Here is a 15460-nt window from a genome sequence, read left to right as displayed (position 1 = left end):
ACGATGGAACGCGAAAAATCCATTGACTACGTGACTGCTTTTCTGGAGAATCTCGCTCGTATCAAATGCGCCCTGATTCGCGAGTATCCAGAATTCTCTAGCCTAGAGGCGGTGCTGAGGGCTGTTCGCGCAGGCACCATCGGGCGAAGTGCTGAGACTCTTGATGGGTTTACCTATTCGGTCCATGGGCGGGGGTGCCTCATGACTGGCCCATCAGGGGAAGAGGTCGACATTGACCTTCTGGCAAGCGGATTCGAGGCGTTCGATGTATGGCGCCTACATAGATTCGCGAGAAGCGTCGGAGGTGAAGTTCTTCCTGAACGAATTGATCTCTTGACGCAATGCCGAGAACTGGTCCGGATTGGCTATCTGCGCGAACCTCAAGATGAATGGTTCTGTCTCGCGGAATAATGAATGGCGAATATGAGAGGGCGGTATGAGAGTGCATAAGAGTTTTGTCGTCACCTGAAGGTGTGGCGGTGCGGTATCCCGGCCGGTCGGCGGACGTGGGCATGTTGGGCTGGGCACCGTGAGTGAGCGCAAGCCCTACAAGACCGACGTGAGCGACGAGCAGTGGGCGCTGGTCGAGCCGGTGATCGCTGCGTGGAAGGCCGCGCATCCCTCGGTCAGCGGTCATCAGGGTCGGTACGAGATGCGGGAGATCGTCAACGCGCTGCTCTACCAGGGCCGGACCGGGTGCCAGTGGGAGCTGCTCCCGCACGACTTTCCGCCACCCGGCGCGGTGAAGTACTACTTCTACACCTGGCGGGACGACGGCATCGACCAGACGATTCACGACCTGCTGCGCTGGCAGGTGAGGGAAATGGCGCGCCGGAAGGCGGACCCGAGCCTGGTGGTGCTCGACACCCAGAGCGTGCACGCGGCGGCCGGAGTGCCCGCCGAGTCGACGGGGCGCGATGCGGCAAAAAAAGTACCGGGCCGCAAGCGCGGCCTGGCCGTTGACGTTCTGGGGTTGGTGATCGCGGTGGTCGTGGCGGCCGCGTCGGTGCACGAGAACGCCGTCGGGATCGCGCTGCTGGACAAGGTCGCCGCCGACACCGACGCCGTGGAGAAGGCCCTGGTCGACCAGGGCTTCAAGAACGCCGTCGTCGCGCACGGGGAGAAGGTGGGCATCGAGGTGGAGGTCGTGGAGCGCAATCCCGCGCAGACCGGCTTCGTTCCCCAGGCCAAGCGGTGGGTCGTGGAACGCGCCTATGGGATCTTGATGTTGCACCGCAGGCTGGTGCGCGACTATGAGCATCTGCACCGCAGTTCGGAGTCGCGGGTGTACTGGGCGATGACCGCGGTGATACTGCGCCGGCTGACCGGGGCGACCGTGCCCGCCTGGCGCACCGCATGACCGGCGGGGAGCTGACGCTGGGCGCGGTGCTGGCACGGCTGGAGGAGCGGGAACGCGAGATCACCGCGCAGGCCGAGACCGCGCGGGAACAGATCACGTGGCTGACCACACAGCTCGACGAACTCGTCCGGGCTGCCGAAGAAGTCCGGATCACCCGCAAGACACTGCTGGAGCTGCCCGACCCCGGGTCGCCCGCGCCGCCGGCCCCGAAACTGCCGGACCATCCGGCCTACCAGCAGATCATGACGGTGTTCACCGCGGCCGACCATCCGCTGCGGGCCCGGCAGGTGTGCGAGGCGATGGACCTGCCGGTCGCGCCCAACAACATCAACAACGTCCGCCTCAAACTCAAGCGGCTGGCCGACCGCGGGATCCTGGCCGAGACCGAGCCAGGCTTGTTCACCCAGCCTCGGCCGTAGCTCACTGACGTCGCTACGACCTGCCCGCTTGTCCCGCACGAAACGAAGAATCGGGCATCAGGTCTCATACCGCCCTCTCACGTCGCACCACCGGGACGGATGGCACTGATGCAACCGCCTGACCAGCCCACTCGGACCGGATTTCCTGAACCACTCATCCGCCAACCCCCTCCGCGTAAGGCCCCAACTCCCTGGTCCAGTCGCCCGACCCGTTGGCGTGCCAGGCGGCAGTCACGCCTTCCTCGAAGTCCTTGAGCAGCCCGACGGGAAGGGTCACTGCTTCGCCGTACTCCTTCAGGGAAGCGTTGTAGTTCCGGAGGACCACGAAGCGTTCGTGTTCGGCATCGGAGATCGTGGAGACGTGGATCTCGACGTCTTCGGTCAGGTGGACGCGGGAGTGGTGCTCGATCCGCCCCTTCCGCTCCCTCTGCCAGACCGCGTCCTGGACTACCTCCAGGAAGCCGTCGAGCTCTGTGAGAGGGATGCTCAGCCCTTCGCCGTACTCAGCGACGGCCGGGCTGTACATCCGGCAGTCCACGAGGCGTTCGTAGTCGTCATCGTGGATCGTGGAGATGTGGATCTCGTCGCCGGTGTCCACGTTGAGGATGCGGGCGTGGACGTCCCGGTCCTCATCGTCTTCCCAGTCCTCCTCGTAGTCGTCTTTAGGCATCACTGCCCCCTGAGGCAGCAGGTTCCAGCTTGCTCGGCCAGCCGGTGATGACGTCGGTGTCTCGGAGGCGGTAGAGGTCCGCCATCAGCCGGGCCGGTGCGCGGCCGGTCCGCGGAGACCATCCGAAGAAGGCGGCGGCCTCGGCGACGGCCTGTTCGGCACCGAGTTCACGCGGGCGGTCCTCGACGAATCCGAGCAGCGCTCGCCGCCGCTCGGCCGGGGCGACCTGCTCGACCGGGCGCCGGGTCAGGCCCGGCAGCGGCCACCGGGCCTGTGCGCAGGGCTGGCCGGGGAGGCCGAGGAAGTCGTCCGTCTCGATGATCCGGCCTTCGTCCGTCAGCAGTTCCTCCGCCGCGTCGACGAGGCGTTTCTTCGCGGCGGTGAGTTTGGGCTGGTACAGCACCTCGCCCAGGTGGAGGTGGAGGACGTCCCGGTGGATCGGCCCCTCCCCCTCGACGATGCGGTACACGGCGTCCACCAGCGCGGCGGACGGGGTCTTTCCGCGCCAGGTGACGGCCGCGGGGTCGACGTCGGTGAAGTCGGCGGGCTGGTAGGGCACCGCCCAGTCGCCGTGATCGGGACCGGAAGCGGGGTTCGGCATGGCGGGTCCTGGTTCTCTCGCGCAGTGGTTCTGGCTCTGGTTCTGTCCGGCTGGTGTCGGGCCGGGTCGGGCATCCGGGTGACGTGTCGGACTGCTCACGTGGTCGCGAGTGTGTGGGTTTCGGGTTCGGGGGAGACGGGGTCGGGCTGTTCCTCCGCAGTGGAGGGGCGTTCCGCGTCGGCGGCGGACAGGTAGGCGTCGAGTCCGGCCGCGGCCAGGGGTGGGAGTCCGGTTCGGTCGGGGCCGCCGTGCAGGCGCAGCAGGACGTGGTCCTCACTGACGAGACAGTCCGTGTAGGGCAGGGTGCGGGACAGCAACCGGGCGAAGTCGTCGCAGACTGCCCGCACGTCGACGCGGTCGAGGCCGATCCACACGTGCAGCGTGCCGTCCTGGACGGTCAGTTCGACGTCGGTCCGGGTGCCTGTCGCCTCGGCCGCCTCTCCGCACCACGTCAGCGTCTCGTGCAGCGCGCCGAGGTGTGCCGGGAGCGGCACGAATGCCTCTTGGCGCATGTCGTCGCGGACCGTGACGCCGGTGCGCGGCGCTTGGTCACGCCACCAGTCCTGTACGACGTCCCGTACGGACTCGACCCGGGGGCTGGCACTGGCCGCGCGCCGGACGGCTTCGACGGCGAGGCGCCGCACCGTGCCGGCGGTGTCGGTGCCGGGGTCCGCCGCCATGCGGCGCAGTGGGGAGCGTTGCCCGTACCGGGTGATGTCGAGGATCCTGCGGTACAGGCTCGTCAGCGTTTCGGGTGCCTCCCCGATATCCGGGCCGAGCAGAGTTGTGACACGGTCAGCCCAGGCCAGAAACGCCTCGGTGTCACCGGTCGTGAGGAGGTCGGTACCGAGGTCGCCGCGGGCCAGGATGCGAGTGCGCTGCCGTTCCGTCAGCTGCCCGAGCCCGTCGAGCTGAGCGCGGAACAAGTAGGCGAGCAGGTCGCGCTGCGGTCCGTCGAGCGTGGTGAAGAGATCGTCTGTGGACGCGGCGGCGAGGACATCGAGGATGTCCTGTGCGGTCGCCTTGCCTGCCGACGTCTTGCCCGCAGGGCCGTCGGCGTGTCCCGTCCACTGGTGCGTGCGCCCCCGTACGTCCCGCAGCACGGCGGTGGCCGTGTAGTGCGTTAGATGCTTTCCGTCGTTCGTGGCCTGGTGCTCGAAGGCGTACGTCATGCCGTATGTGATCGCCATGGTGTTCAGGACGGTCGTCGGGTCGGGTCGGTGATCAAGGCCCGTGAGCCACTCGTCCAGTACGGCAGGTCGACGCCGCAGGAGTTCTGGTCCTCGGGCGCGCCAGGCCGTGGCGACCACCGCCTGAGCCGCGTCGGAGACGGCCACGAGTCCTTTTCCGCTCTCGCCGCGACCGGTGAGCAGCCCCTCCCCGAGAGCGAGAGCAGCGGCGAGCCGGGCGGTGTCCTCGTCGGAGGCGGTGAGGATGCGGGCTTCGTCGTCGTCGGGGGCGAGGCCGCGGGCCAGGGTGCGACGGGTCCGGACGCAGGCCGCTAGATGGTCGACGACGAAGGAACCCTGGTGCGCCAGGAGCTGGTTGTCGTGCTGGCGGGCAGCGTGTGCGGCTGGCTGGTTCTCGTAGATCCAGGAGGCGTGGGTGAGGGCCTGCGCGAGAAGAGCGTCCGCCCGGTGACCGAGCTCGAACATCGCCGCCAAGTCGGCGACGGCGTCCCGGTGTCCGGCTTCCGGCCGCGTGTACGGCAGCGGTGCCGCCTGCTGCCGACCGGGCTCGGGCGCAGTCTGCCGCGCGCCGGCGGTCTGAGCGACCTGCGGGTACTTGGTCAGCAGCGCCTCGGCCGCAGCCGCACGTGCCGCCTTCTTCGACGGGCCGGTGCCGTGGGCGGTGCGGCCTGTGCCGGTACGGACGGTGGCGCGGTACTCCTTGCGGTGGCCGGGGCCATCCTCCGCGTAGTCGTAACTCAGCCCTTCCTTCCGGAAGGCCGCGTCCACCTGGGTGACGGAATCGAATCCCGTGCTTGCCACTGGACGGTCGAGATCGGGCCATACGGCGGCGACGAGCCGACGAGCAGTCTCATGGTCGCCGAAGAGACTGAGTACTCCGAGCACTTGCCGTGCGCACCCTTGGTACACGGACCGGGCGGGTTGCTGTGCTTCACCACTGCCCAGGCGGGCCAACCGGCGCTCCGCGACCCACTGGCCCAACGCGAGGTCCGCGGCGCGGCGGCGCCGGACATGCTCGGAGGACTGCTCTCCCACCTTCTGAGAGACGGCCCACCGCACGTAGGCGTCGAGAAGGATCATGTCGAGAGCTGTGGCGCCAAGCCGTTCCAGCAAGCCGAGCACTTGTGGCGTAACGGTCTCCGTCGGCACTTTCTCGTACAGGTGGCTGCGGTGTTCGGCGGCCAGACCCAGCCATGTCACCGCATCTGGCTCGGGAGCGAACCGCCCCACGGTGTCCCGTACGGCCGCGACCACCTCGGCGCCGCCCTCGGCCACCAGCTCCGCCAGCTCCCTCGGCAGTGGGGGCAGCGGCGGGTACATGACGTCGCAGGCCGTCGTCCGCCGTACGACGCGGCGGTACGGCTGGACGGGCTCGGGCGTCCTGGAGCCCGTCCCGGCGACTGCCCTGCCCGGAGCGCCGGTGAAGGCGGGCCTGTCCCGATGTGAGGGCTGGGGCCTGCGGTGTTCGGTACGCCAGGGCTCGTGCCGCGTGGACGTCGTCTTCCGCGCGTTCTTCCTCGGAGCGGCGGTACTACGCCTCAGGGCGTCGTCGATTTCGGCGGTGAGCCAGCCCGGCAGGCCCCGCGGAGGTTCGCCTCCATTGTAGAAGTCGCCGGCCAGCTCGATGCAGTACGTGTACCGCTCCCACTCGTAGCGGCGCGCGTGCTCTTGGCCGAGCCTGCGGAGCGCGGCACGCATCCGCGCGTACGGGACCTCTCGTCCGGCGAGTTGGTACGACGTCCGCTTGCGCGCGGCTTCGATGGCGAGCGCGATGCGGTGCACGGGCGTGGGCGCCGCGGTTTCCCGCAGCGAGACGACGCCGACCCAACGGTTCATGCCACTCCCCCCGGCCGGGCGGCACGGCCCGGCCCGCGGCGGACGGCGTCGACACACTCCCCGGCCTCACGGGCAGGCCCTCCCCGGCCTACTGCTCCCCATTTCGTCCCGCCGTGCGCCACAGACCTCGGCGATCACAGCGAAAACCCCAGGTCAGGATACGTACCAGACGTCTGGTTCGACAGGGGTTCGAGGGAGATAGTTCGTTCTGCATGCTTCCAGGGGCAGGGCTAGCAGGATGGGGCGGCGGACCGCACTGTCCGCGTGGGTCCGGTGCGGGACCCGTCGGCGGTACGAGGGCACAGGAAGATCGGAAAGGTGGGTCCGGCTGTGGTGATGGTGGCTGAGGGCTTCAGCGAAGACAACGGGCTGATCCCGAACGCGTGGCTCTCCGGCTCCGGCGACCGCTCGCGCAAGCGCAGGAACGGCACGAGGACTTCTTCCGGCAGAACCCGTCCCTGAACGCCCGGCACTGGCTGCTGGCTTCCTTCGAGGCGCTGGCCAAGTCCCACCGGACGGTGGAGGGCCTCTTCGACCCCGCGCACAACCTGCTCTTCGAGGTCCTGGCCTCGTACGAGGCCGCCACCGCGCTGTTGGCGTTCTGGCGTGAGCGGGGCGCCGACGGCGAGGTGGTGCACGACTTCACGGACCCGGATCTGGACTTCACGGACCCGGATCTGGACACCCGTTTCCTCGGCGACCTGTACCAGGACCAATTCTGTTGCTGTCCCGGTCCGACTTGGGCAGACCACCTGCTGAGCCGTTAGGCACACCATTCGATGCGAACGGGCTCCTGGGCTGTGGCGAGGGCACCATCGAAGTCAGCGAGGCGCTCGGCGAGGGTGCTGGTGGCGATGCGGGGCGGGAGTGCTACCGAGAACTTCAGGCCGCGGACGGCCCGCGGGTCGACGGTGGGCAGGGTGAGGGATTCAGAGAGTTCGGCGCGGGCGGCTTTCCAGTCTGCGAGGGAGAGGTCTTGGCGTAGCCGGATGTGGGTGTCAGTTGGGCGCTGCACCGGGTCGGCGAGGTTGCCGAGGGAAGAGGCAAGGGTGGCGTTGGCGCGGTAGCCAGCCCAGGTCCACCAGCGGGCGGCGTTTGCGTCGCGGACCAACAGGGTGCCCACCGGGTGTACTTCGTGGGGTGCGCGGTCCATGCGGAGTTCGGCGAGGGTCGCTGTGGCGCGGCGGGTGAGCTTGACGTCGGGGTCGGTGCCGAGCAGAACATCGCGCATGGCACGGGTCAGTGCGTACGAGAGACCGCGGGCCTCGCTGCCCTGCCATTTGGCGACGCCACCGTCCTCGACCGGTTCGACGAAGGCGCGGCGCCGTGCCCAGTCGATGAAGGTGACCTGCCAGCTGCGGCCGGCCAGGAGCAGCCGCCGTGGACCCTGGCGCTCCTCAGTGAGGACGGACGGGTCTGTGGTGCCGATCTCGGTACGCCCGGCGAGCACGGTGAATTCAGGTGGTGCGGTGGGAACACGAATCCGCGTACTACGCGCTCCGCCACACGATCATGAACGGGCGCAACCTCCGCTCGGGTGACCCGGCAGGCATCGAGCAGGAGATGTGGTCCCTGCTCAACCCTCTACCAAGTCCTGCGCACTGTGATGGTCGACGCCGCCGAATCGCTCCCCGGCACCGATCCGGACCGCTGCTGCTTCACCGTCGCCCTGCAGACCGCCCGTGACCAGGTCATCCGGGCCGCCGCCGTCATCGCCGATCCCGCTGACGCAGGTCGCCTCGGACTGATCGGACACCGGATCCTGACCCGACTCCTGCCGCCCCGGCGTCGGCGGGTCAGCACCCGCAAGGTCAAGTCACCGATGTCCCGCTACAGCACCCGCCACGAGGACGGCAGGCCCGACACCAGCCGCACCATCACCGGTCTCGACATCAACATCCACGAGCCTGCGCAATCCCGCCCCCAGCTCCCCGCCGTCTCCCGCGACGACCGGAACACCGCCCTCGCCGAGCGCCGCCGTCACCGGATCCTTGGCCTGCTCGAGGAGGACCCCAGCTGGCTATGGCGCCCCCGTGACATTGCCGCCCATTTCGGCGACATCACAGGTCGTCGGTCAGCATCTCCAGCTGACTCAGTGCCTCCAGCGCCTTCCCGACCAAGGTGTGCTCCCGCATGGCCAGACGGCGCAGCACTTCCAGAAGGACGACGGACTGGGACTCGTCGTGCACGCGTACCAACGATGCGACGGCCTGAACCTGGAGCGCACTCAACGCCTTGTCGATCTCTGCGGTCGTACTGGCCGGCTGCGGCATCCGCAGGTCAGGCAGCGGCGGGCGCGCCCCTCGGCACAGCTCGTCCGCCGACCACTGCACCGACTTCTCGACAGCCGCCGCAGCCCCCGCGACCCTTGTCAGCTCCGCTACCCGGGCTTCCTCCCCGGCTGTCTGCACGGCCGCTGCGACCGTTCGTGCTCCCCGGGCCGCCCCCAGTACGACTGCGGCCAGCCCGCAGACAACGGTGGTCAGCAGCCAGCTGGGAGCTACCGCGGACATCGACCAGATGGTGAAGGCGGCACCCAGCAGCGTTACAAGTAGCAGAAGCGGCAGCGCCACGGCACGGCGGACACAGTGCAGCGTGAATGCGTCGATCCTTGGAAGCCGCCGTCTGCGATGGCCAGTGGCGGCCGACCGTGTCGGGAACGCGCTGTCAGGCATGGGAATCCTTGTCAGGGGAGGGGCTGCTAAGCGTGCTGCGACGTCAGGTCTTTGCAGGTCTGGCGCGGCCTGCGTGATGCCGAACGGGGTCGTACTCCTCGGCCAGGAGCCCAAGCAGGTCGTCCATTCCGGTGCGGTCGCCGATTGTCGGGTACCGGCGGTTACCACGGAGCACCAGCCACGCCACGCGGCCGAGGATCTGGACGATCAGAACGGCTGCAGTGACGGTCATGTCCGTGGCACGGAGGCGGCAAAGACCAGACAGGCGAGCGCAAAAGGTGAAGTTCGCGCCTCGTAGGATGTTGATCGGGAGTGTCCACCCACGTCGTCCTGGCAGCCGAATCCCGTGGCCGCTGCTGCAGGTCTCCACTGCCGCAGCGAGTTCTTGGGTCGCCTCGGCCAGTCGGACCAGGTACACCCTGCTGGGCATGTAGCCGTCGGGAACCCCCGCTGAGACGAGCTGCTAGCTCCTCATTCGGCACCCTGACGCCGAGCTGCTGGATGTGACCGCGCAGACGTCTCACGAGGTCTTTCACATCAGCCGCGGTCTCCGCCAGCGGCGAGTCCTCATCCAGCACAAGTGCCACCGTCTCTGCCGTAGCTGCCACTTGATCACGCCGCCGGGCCGACTCCTCAGCGCCGCCAGACTTCCTGATGGGCGCTGCGCGCTGGCCGTCCTTTTGCCGTGAAGCCAGCGATAGGCGCATGACACAACTCCTGTTCAGATCGAGCCAAGTTGAGTGGGAACGGCCGTACCGGGACGACGACTGTCGTGCAAAGTGAGTGATCCGGCCGCTACGTTGAGCGAACCGTGAATCCCTGCCGAGGGGTATGCCTGCGCGGCCCCCGGGGCCGTCAAAGGCGTCAAAGATCATTTCGGAACCGAGGGGCAGCCCATGGCCCGTGCGCGAAACGTCGCCCTTGCCGCATTCCTGCGCGAAGCGGGCTGGTCCCAGCCGCAAGCAGCCGCAGCAGTCGCCCGGGTAGCCGCAGAGAACGGGGTGCGTGAGCTGGAGGCCATCTCTCGCTCGCACATCGCCATGTGGGTGCAGGGCACGCAGCCGAGCGGTCAGGCGCCCCATATCCTTCGCGAGACGCTGTCCCGCAGACTCGGCCGCCGCCTCACCTTGGCCGACCTTGGGCTGGACGGTGAAGCCACAGGCCAAACCGACAGTGGTTCCGACTGGAGCGTCGACCCTCTGACCGTGCTGGCCGAGTTGGGAAGCGACGACCTCGATATGCACCGACGCAAGATGTTGGCGACCACCGCGTACTCGGCCGCCGGCCTCGTCTTGCCCGCCGCCTCGTGGTGGGCAGTTGCTCCGGCCGCGGCGGCGAAGCGCCCAGCAGTCTCCCCTAGGCTGGTGACGCAGACCGATATCGATGATGTCCGTGACCTGACGACCTTCTACTCCGCACGCGACCAGCAGCGCGGTGGGGCCTCCGGCCGCTCGGCGCTTGCTGGCCACCTTCGCGACGAAGCGGTGCCACTGCTCGGCAGCAGGTTCCGCACGGAGCAGCTCCGCCGCGACACATACTCGGCCGTGGCGGAGATGACCTACCTCGCCGGCTGGATGGCCTTCGACGCCTCCGAGCACCGAACCGCCCAGCGCTACCTCACCCTTGCCGCCCGCATCGCAGCCGAAGCGGGCGACGGGCCGCTCGGTGGCCACATCCTGCGCGCCCTCGCCCACCAAGCTGTGGACCTCGGACATCCTCGCCGAGCGCTTGCCCTGGCTGACGCATCCATGTCCCGCGACCGCTACGGCCAGGCCAGCCATCGCGAGAAGGCTCTGCTCGCAATCGTTCACGCCCGAGCCCTTGCGGCAGACGGCGACCGCACCGGCACACTCACGGCCATCAGCCGCGCAGAGCGGGATCTCTCCCGCGCCGACAACAACGGCGCCCCAAGCCGCGTGGGCTTCTTCCAGGAAGCCTCCCTGGCCCACGAGACCGCCTGCGCCCTGCGCGACATGGGTCAGCCGCTGGACGCGGAGATCCACTTCCGGCGCAGCGTCGCTACCCGCCGCCGCCAGCAATACGCCCGCACCCACAGCGTGACCCTTGGCTACCTCGGCGCCGTCCAGGTCCAGCAGGGACGCCTCGACGAGGCGTGCGCCACCTGGAACCAAGCCCTCGACGCGATGGCCGGCGTCCAGTCCGGCCGCGCCCGCGACGTCATCGTCCGCATGCAGAGCGACCTCTCGCCCGTCCGGCAACGCGGCGGTCGTCACGTTGCCGAACTGGACCGTCGCGCGCGAGGCATGCTGCGCGCCATAGGCTGACCACAGAAAAGATCCGCGGCGCCGACCGGAGGCCGCCGCACACGCTACGTCTAGGGAGAGGAACGAGCGCTGATGCCGACCTACGAGGTCAAGTCGATCGCAACGGTCGTCGGCGGCCACACCCTCGTGCAGGATGACTACCAAGGCGGGGTCGAATCGATCATCAGGCTCGACGACGCGTACCCCCTCGAAACGCTGCAAGGAATCGAGGAGTTCTCCCACCTGACCGTGACCTGGCGCTTCCATCTGGCCCGACCCGAAGATGTCCAGCTCCACGCACGCAGTCCAAGGGGAAACCAGAACTGGCCGGCGACCGGTACGTTTGTCCACCGCAACCACCGGCGCCCCAACCAACTGGCGGTCAGTTACCCGCGGTTGCTCAAGGTCGAAGGCAGGGACCTCATGGTCACCGATCTCGACGCCGTCGACGGGACGCCCGTGATCGACCTGGCACCGTACTTCGAACAGATGGGGCCTCGGGGCCCGATCCGTCAGCCCGCATGGCCTGGCGAGATGCTTGAACCGAACTACTGGGCGAAGGCAAGCGAACGGCCCTCGGAGCGTCCCTTGTAGTGGAAGTGACTGAGCTGCCCGACTCGTCAACCGCATGGCCGGAAACCAGTTAGAAGTCTGGCTCAACCCGCAGCCCTCGCGTACCGGAACTCACACCACGTCTCCTTGCCGCTGCTCTCCCACGCGTCTGAGATCGCATCGACAAGCCGGATCCCGCGACCGGATTCACCGTCGAGTCCGGCTTCCTTGAGTACAGCTGGGGCCGGATTGTGATCGGTGACCGAGACGCGCACCACGTCGAGGGCCACCGTGATCCGGAGCACGACTTCTCCCTCACCGTGAACCACGGCATTGGTGACCAGCTCCGAGACGGCCAGTACGACGACTCCTGCCACCGGCTCCGAAACACGGCACCGCCGCAGGAACGCCCCGACTGTCTGCCGCATCTCCCCAACTCTCGCGAGATCAGGGGGAAAGGCCGCCTGACAGCCATGGGATGCCGCCGGTACGCCTGGCCTCGCCGATGTGCTGTGCCGGTCTTCGTGACCGACCTCGCGCATGACACGCCTGCCACGTCGGCAAAGCTACGGATGCCCCCGCTGGGCGGGGTTTCCTCTTGGAGCCTGGTCATGGGGGCTATCGCATCGCGTGGCGACACTGTCGACCAGGGGAATCCAGAGGGGGAAAAATCTGTCAAGGGGGAAAGCTGGAGGGGGAATTAAGGCCATGATTGGATTCCGCCCACCAACAGAGGTCACACTCATGCCAGATCCGTTCGCCGACCTGCTCCTGCGGCTTCGGCAGGATGCGGGCCGGACGCAGGAGGAGCAGGCAGAGGCGATCAACGCTGTCTCCGGCCGGGACACCATGACCCGCCGAGAGATCAGCCGCTATGAGAACTTCGAGAACATCCCTACCAATCACACAATCGGCCACATCGCGGCGGCCTGCGGTGTCCCCTTCGAGGAACTACAGCGGGAGGCCAAGGCTGCCCGCGCTCGGAAGAGAAAGGGGCATACCAATGCGGGGGAGAACCAGGACGCCGTGAAGCGTCGCACGCTGCTGGGTGGCGCCGCTGCCGGCGTGAGCGCGGCTGCCGAGCCCTGGGGGCGCCTAGCCATTGCCCTCAGCAAGGGGTCCAAGATTGATTCGCCCTCCGCCGGCGCGCTCATCGACTGGGCTGCTGAACTGCACGTCCAGGAACTCAACCTCAGCGCCCGGCGGCTACAAAGCACGGTCGAGTCACATCTTGACGCGATCACCGCGGCTCTGCCCCGTGCTGGCGAACACGAGCGGGCTCTCACTATCGCCGCCGGAGAAACCGCCGCCCTGGCCGGTTGGGTGGCCTGGGATCTGGGTGAGCACGACAAAGCTGACGCCTACTACAAGGTCACGTCGCAGTGCGCGACGACCGCCGGGCACCCTCCGCTCCGAGCCCTGGCCCTGACCTACAGCAGCTACGGCGCCTCGACGCCGAAGGCGAAGTTGGAGTTCCTTTTCCAAGCGGCTAGCGATGTGCGAGGCCACGGCAACGCTACTGCTGCCGCCTGGGTCCTTGGCAGGTACGCGGAGGAGGCTGCGGCGGCCGGCGACGAGATGGGGGCGCTCCGGGCGTTGGAGCGAGCGCGCTTCGCCTACGACTTCGCGGATCACACCAGCGAGCAGGCGTGGGTCCGGTTCGTGACCCCGTACCGCATGGACTCGCTGGCCCTCTCTGTATACGGGCAGTTGGGGCGTCCCGAGCTCACCGCCACAGCAGACACCGCAGTCGATCGCCTCGGAGACGAACTCCCGGACGGAGGCGTTGTGGTCCTCGGTGATCTCGCTTCGGCCCTGCTGCGTGGAGGTGACGTCGACCAAGGGGTCTACGTGTCACGCCAGTTCGCCGCAGCGGCTCAGGCCAAGCCCAACACGATGGGCAAGGAGCGCGCCGCGACTATCGCAGCGTCCCTCCCCGACAGCGAGCAGGAACTTGGCCTTCACCTGCGGCAGTTCGCTTCCTGACCCCCGCGCGGCACACGGGCAAGCTCAGGATGCGAACGCCGTCGTATGACCTGTCGGCCGTCAGTCGCGTGCCGTCTCCTCGACAACCCAGGACAGGTACGCCTCCGACCCACCACTCACGGGCAGCGTGATCCACTGGGGAACGTCGTACGGGTGCTGCTCGTGCAGCCACGCCTCCAGTGCCGGGAGACGGTCCGTCGTAGTCATGTACGAGATCCGCCACTCCTGCGCCGTCTCGACCTTCCCCTTCCACCAATAGAAGGCGGTGATCGGCGCATCAACGTGAACGCCCGCTGCCAGCTTGCTCTCGACCGCGCCCCGGGCCAGCGCCTTCGCCTGATCCTCGTCGTCGCTGGTCGTCTGCGCAATCACAATATCGTTGGCCATACAACTACCTCTCCAGCTCGGATACCGCGACTCTACCCAGCCGTCAAGGGCACACGTCACGCTGCTGAAACAGCTCCGTCCCTTGCCCGTGCCGGGCTTTCCGCTCGACAGACCCGAACGTTCATGCGGGTCGCCAAGTGATCGAGGCGGCGACGTCCCTGTCTGAGGGTGATCGCGGGTGGTTGCGGCAACGACATGCGGAACTCCGCGAGTGGCGGGAGCACAGGCCCGCGGGCACGCCCGAATGCGTCGTGCATAGCGCGTGGGTCGGCAACGTCGACCGCACGGCGGCCCGGCCGCTGCTGATGGACTTCAAGCTGGTCTCTGTCGGGCCCTCGGAGTGGGATCTCGTCTCTACAGCGGTCAAGATGACGACGACCGGCGCGGTCACCGAGGCCGAGTACGCCGAGTTTTGTGAGACGTACGGACTCTGTTGCTCAATTCGTCTGGGCTCGGGGACCGCTGATGCGCGAGGGTGACTTGCCCGGTTCTTGACGTTCTGGTGGTGACGCTGCGGGCACGGGAGGTGCTGACGAACCAGATGCTCAGGAATATGGAGTTGCGGGCGGCGGCCCGGCTGACCGAGGAGCTTGGAGACCCGTTGCCGCGTTGCAGGCCGTTAGCCTGTCGGTATGTCAGAGCGTGTCATGCCCGGTCGCACGGACGTCCTGATCACCCTGGGTGCCGCGGACGCTCTGTGGGTCGACTTGACGGCCGACAGTGCTGTGCCGACGGCTTCTGGGGCATTCACCTGCTCTCCTGCCCATGCCCGGGCGGGCTACGTCCTGCTCGGCGGCCATGTGGTGGCGACGGTGAGGGCGAGCGGCGGTCAGTGGAGTGTTCCGGAGGCTCAGGTGCGCCGGGCGGCCGCGGAACTGAACGCGGTGGGAATGGACCGGCAGGACCTGGTCCGCATCGGTCCGTTTCGTGGGGCGCCGAGGCAGGAGTACAACGAGGAAACGCCGCTGCGTTGGCGTCGACGCATCACGTGGGAACTGCAGGAGCCGGGGGCCCCGCGCGGGCAGCACGACGTGAAGTCGGCCGGCCGTACCATCTGGCGGGGATCGACTGGCGACAGATACTCGTGGAGCAGACCCGCGACGGGACGCAGCGGACGTGGTGGCTGCCGCGCGCTGTGGTCAGGCTGCTGGATGCGGCCGAGCACAACGAAACGCAGTGGGTACAAGCCGCGCGGACCCGCCAGGCAGGCGCAGCCGTCACCGAGCCGCCCTCCTACCCCCGGCAGGCCCGAGACGCCGACGGTCGGCAGACGACGAGCCCCGAGGGCCCCACCGCCTCACTGCGCCCGTACAACAAAGAGCTGGAAGGCCAGCTGTACTCGGTGCTCAGCAGGAAGCCCGGTACCTCCCGCAGGGTGGCCGGGTGGGCGTGCGCCGTCTGCCGCACTGCACCCGCCACAGTCCTCGACCACTGCCACGAACACGGCTACGTCCGCGGCCCGTTAACCGAACTAACTCGTGAGTTCTTGCAGGTCAGACGGCCTCTCCGCTAGCTTCTCG

General features: G+C 68.0%; 17 protein-coding genes and 1 pseudogene. 9 read left to right on the top strand and 9 right to left on the bottom strand.

The window, feature by feature from the left end:
* Window positions 1–3 precede the first annotated feature (3 nt).
* The 3 genes from ACFWBT_RS01180 (at window position 4) to ACFWBT_RS01170 (ending at window position 1779) form a co-directional block, all read left to right on the top strand.
* On the top strand, window positions 4–411 hold the full coding sequence (locus tag ACFWBT_RS01180) for a DUF6896 domain-containing protein (RefSeq protein ID WP_385694297.1): 408 nt from the start codon (window positions 4–6) through the stop codon (window positions 409–411).
* A 118-nt stretch (window positions 412–529) separates the two neighbouring features.
* Complete coding sequence (locus ACFWBT_RS01175) at window positions 530–1360, top strand: IS5 family transposase (RefSeq protein ID WP_385694294.1); 831 nt, start codon at window positions 530–532, stop codon at window positions 1358–1360.
* A complete protein-coding gene (locus tag ACFWBT_RS01170; protein ID WP_385694291.1) occupies window positions 1357–1779 on the top strand; it encodes a hypothetical protein in 423 nt (140 codons plus the stop codon). The genes ACFWBT_RS01175 and ACFWBT_RS01170 overlap by 4 nt, the downstream gene beginning before the upstream one ends.
* A 154-nt stretch (window positions 1780–1933) precedes the next feature.
* Here ACFWBT_RS01170 and ACFWBT_RS01165 read toward each other — a convergent pair whose 3' ends face one another.
* The 3 genes from ACFWBT_RS01165 to ACFWBT_RS01155 all read right to left on the bottom strand — a co-directional run bounded on the left by ACFWBT_RS01165 (window position 1934) and on the right by ACFWBT_RS01155 (window position 6076).
* Window positions 1934–2449 (bottom strand): hypothetical protein, encoded by a 516-nt coding sequence (locus ACFWBT_RS01165; protein WP_385694288.1) that lies wholly within the window; start codon window positions 2447–2449, stop codon window positions 1934–1936.
* Entirely contained in the window at window positions 2442–3050 is a 609-nt protein-coding gene (locus ACFWBT_RS01160) for a hypothetical protein (protein WP_385694285.1), read from the bottom strand. The genes ACFWBT_RS01165 and ACFWBT_RS01160 overlap by 8 nt, the downstream gene beginning before the upstream one ends.
* A 95-nt stretch (window positions 3051–3145) precedes the next feature.
* Window positions 3146–6076 (bottom strand): putative dsRNA-binding protein, encoded by a 2931-nt coding sequence (locus tag ACFWBT_RS01155; protein WP_385694282.1) that lies wholly within the window; start codon window positions 6074–6076, stop codon window positions 3146–3148.
* A 383-nt stretch (window positions 6077–6459) separates the two neighbouring features.
* On the opposite strand from ACFWBT_RS01155, the gene ACFWBT_RS01150 reads away from it, so the two are divergent.
* Window positions 6460–6843, top strand: a complete 384-nt coding sequence (locus ACFWBT_RS01150) for a hypothetical protein (RefSeq protein WP_385694281.1) — start codon at window positions 6460–6462, stop codon at window positions 6841–6843.
* Here ACFWBT_RS01150 and ACFWBT_RS01145 read toward each other — a convergent pair.
* From ACFWBT_RS01145 to ACFWBT_RS01130, 4 genes and pseudogenes are all read right to left on the bottom strand, one after another.
* Window positions 6840–7547: pseudogene (locus tag ACFWBT_RS01145) on the bottom strand (ATP-dependent helicase); the annotation flags it as partial. The gene ACFWBT_RS01150 and the pseudogene ACFWBT_RS01145 overlap by 4 nt on opposite strands.
* A 105-nt stretch (window positions 7548–7652) precedes the next feature.
* Window positions 7653–7832 (bottom strand): hypothetical protein, encoded by a 180-nt coding sequence (locus tag ACFWBT_RS01140; protein WP_385694278.1) that lies wholly within the window; start codon window positions 7830–7832, stop codon window positions 7653–7655.
* A gap of 304 nt (window positions 7833–8136) precedes the next feature.
* The gene (locus ACFWBT_RS01135) at window positions 8137–8751 is read right to left on the bottom strand and encodes a hypothetical protein (protein WP_385694276.1); all 615 of its coding nucleotides are present in this window, start codon (window positions 8749–8751) and stop codon (window positions 8137–8139) included.
* 43 nt (window positions 8752–8794) lie between these two features.
* Window positions 8795–8983, bottom strand: coding sequence for a hypothetical protein (locus ACFWBT_RS01130; protein WP_385694274.1), 189 nt, complete (start codon window positions 8981–8983; stop codon window positions 8795–8797).
* Between the two features lie 664 nt (window positions 8984–9647).
* Between ACFWBT_RS01130 and ACFWBT_RS01125 the strand changes: the two genes are divergently transcribed.
* Together ACFWBT_RS01125 and ACFWBT_RS01120 are read left to right on the top strand one after the other, a co-directional pair.
* Window positions 9648–11036, top strand: a complete 1389-nt coding sequence (locus ACFWBT_RS01125; RefSeq protein ID WP_385694271.1) for a Tat pathway signal protein — start codon at window positions 9648–9650, stop codon at window positions 11034–11036.
* Between the two features lie 72 nt (window positions 11037–11108).
* Complete coding sequence (locus tag ACFWBT_RS01120) at window positions 11109–11609, top strand: SAM-dependent methyltransferase (RefSeq protein ID WP_385694269.1); 501 nt, start codon at window positions 11109–11111, stop codon at window positions 11607–11609.
* 62 nt (window positions 11610–11671) lie between these two features.
* On the opposite strand, the gene ACFWBT_RS01115 is transcribed toward ACFWBT_RS01120, so the two are convergent.
* Window positions 11672–12109: an ATP-binding protein gene (locus tag ACFWBT_RS01115; RefSeq protein ID WP_385694266.1), complete on the bottom strand. Its 438-nt coding sequence runs from the start codon at window positions 12107–12109 to the stop codon at window positions 11672–11674.
* A gap of 202 nt (window positions 12110–12311) precedes the next feature.
* Here ACFWBT_RS01115 and ACFWBT_RS01110 point away from each other — a divergent pair, with 202 nt between their 5' ends.
* Entirely contained in the window at window positions 12312–13553 is a 1242-nt protein-coding gene (locus ACFWBT_RS01110) for a helix-turn-helix transcriptional regulator (protein ID WP_385694263.1), read from the top strand.
* A gap of 60 nt (window positions 13554–13613) precedes the next feature.
* On the opposite strand, the gene cutA is transcribed toward ACFWBT_RS01110, so the two are convergent.
* A complete protein-coding gene (gene cutA / locus ACFWBT_RS01105) occupies window positions 13614–13940 on the bottom strand; it encodes a divalent-cation tolerance protein CutA (protein WP_329371257.1) in 327 nt (108 codons plus the stop codon).
* A 251-nt stretch (window positions 13941–14191) separates the two neighbouring features.
* On the opposite strand from cutA, the gene ACFWBT_RS01100 reads away from it, so the two are divergent.
* Both ACFWBT_RS01100 and ACFWBT_RS01095 read left to right on the top strand, forming a co-directional pair.
* The gene (locus ACFWBT_RS01100) at window positions 14192–14419 is read left to right on the top strand and encodes a hypothetical protein (protein WP_385694260.1); all 228 of its coding nucleotides are present in this window, start codon (window positions 14192–14194) and stop codon (window positions 14417–14419) included.
* Window positions 14420–14481: 62 nt separating this feature from the next.
* Entirely contained in the window at window positions 14482–15453 is a 972-nt protein-coding gene (locus ACFWBT_RS01095) for an endonuclease domain-containing protein (protein WP_385694333.1), read from the top strand.
* The last annotated feature ends 7 nt before the right edge of the window (window positions 15454–15460 follow it).

The sequence above is a fragment of the Streptomyces sp. NPDC060027 genome (assembly GCF_042737005.1).
GTDB lineage: Bacteria > Actinomycetota > Actinomycetes > Streptomycetales > Streptomycetaceae > Streptomyces.
The sequence above is the reverse complement of the archived record's forward strand: the minus strand, read 5'-3'. Positions and strand labels throughout refer to the sequence as shown.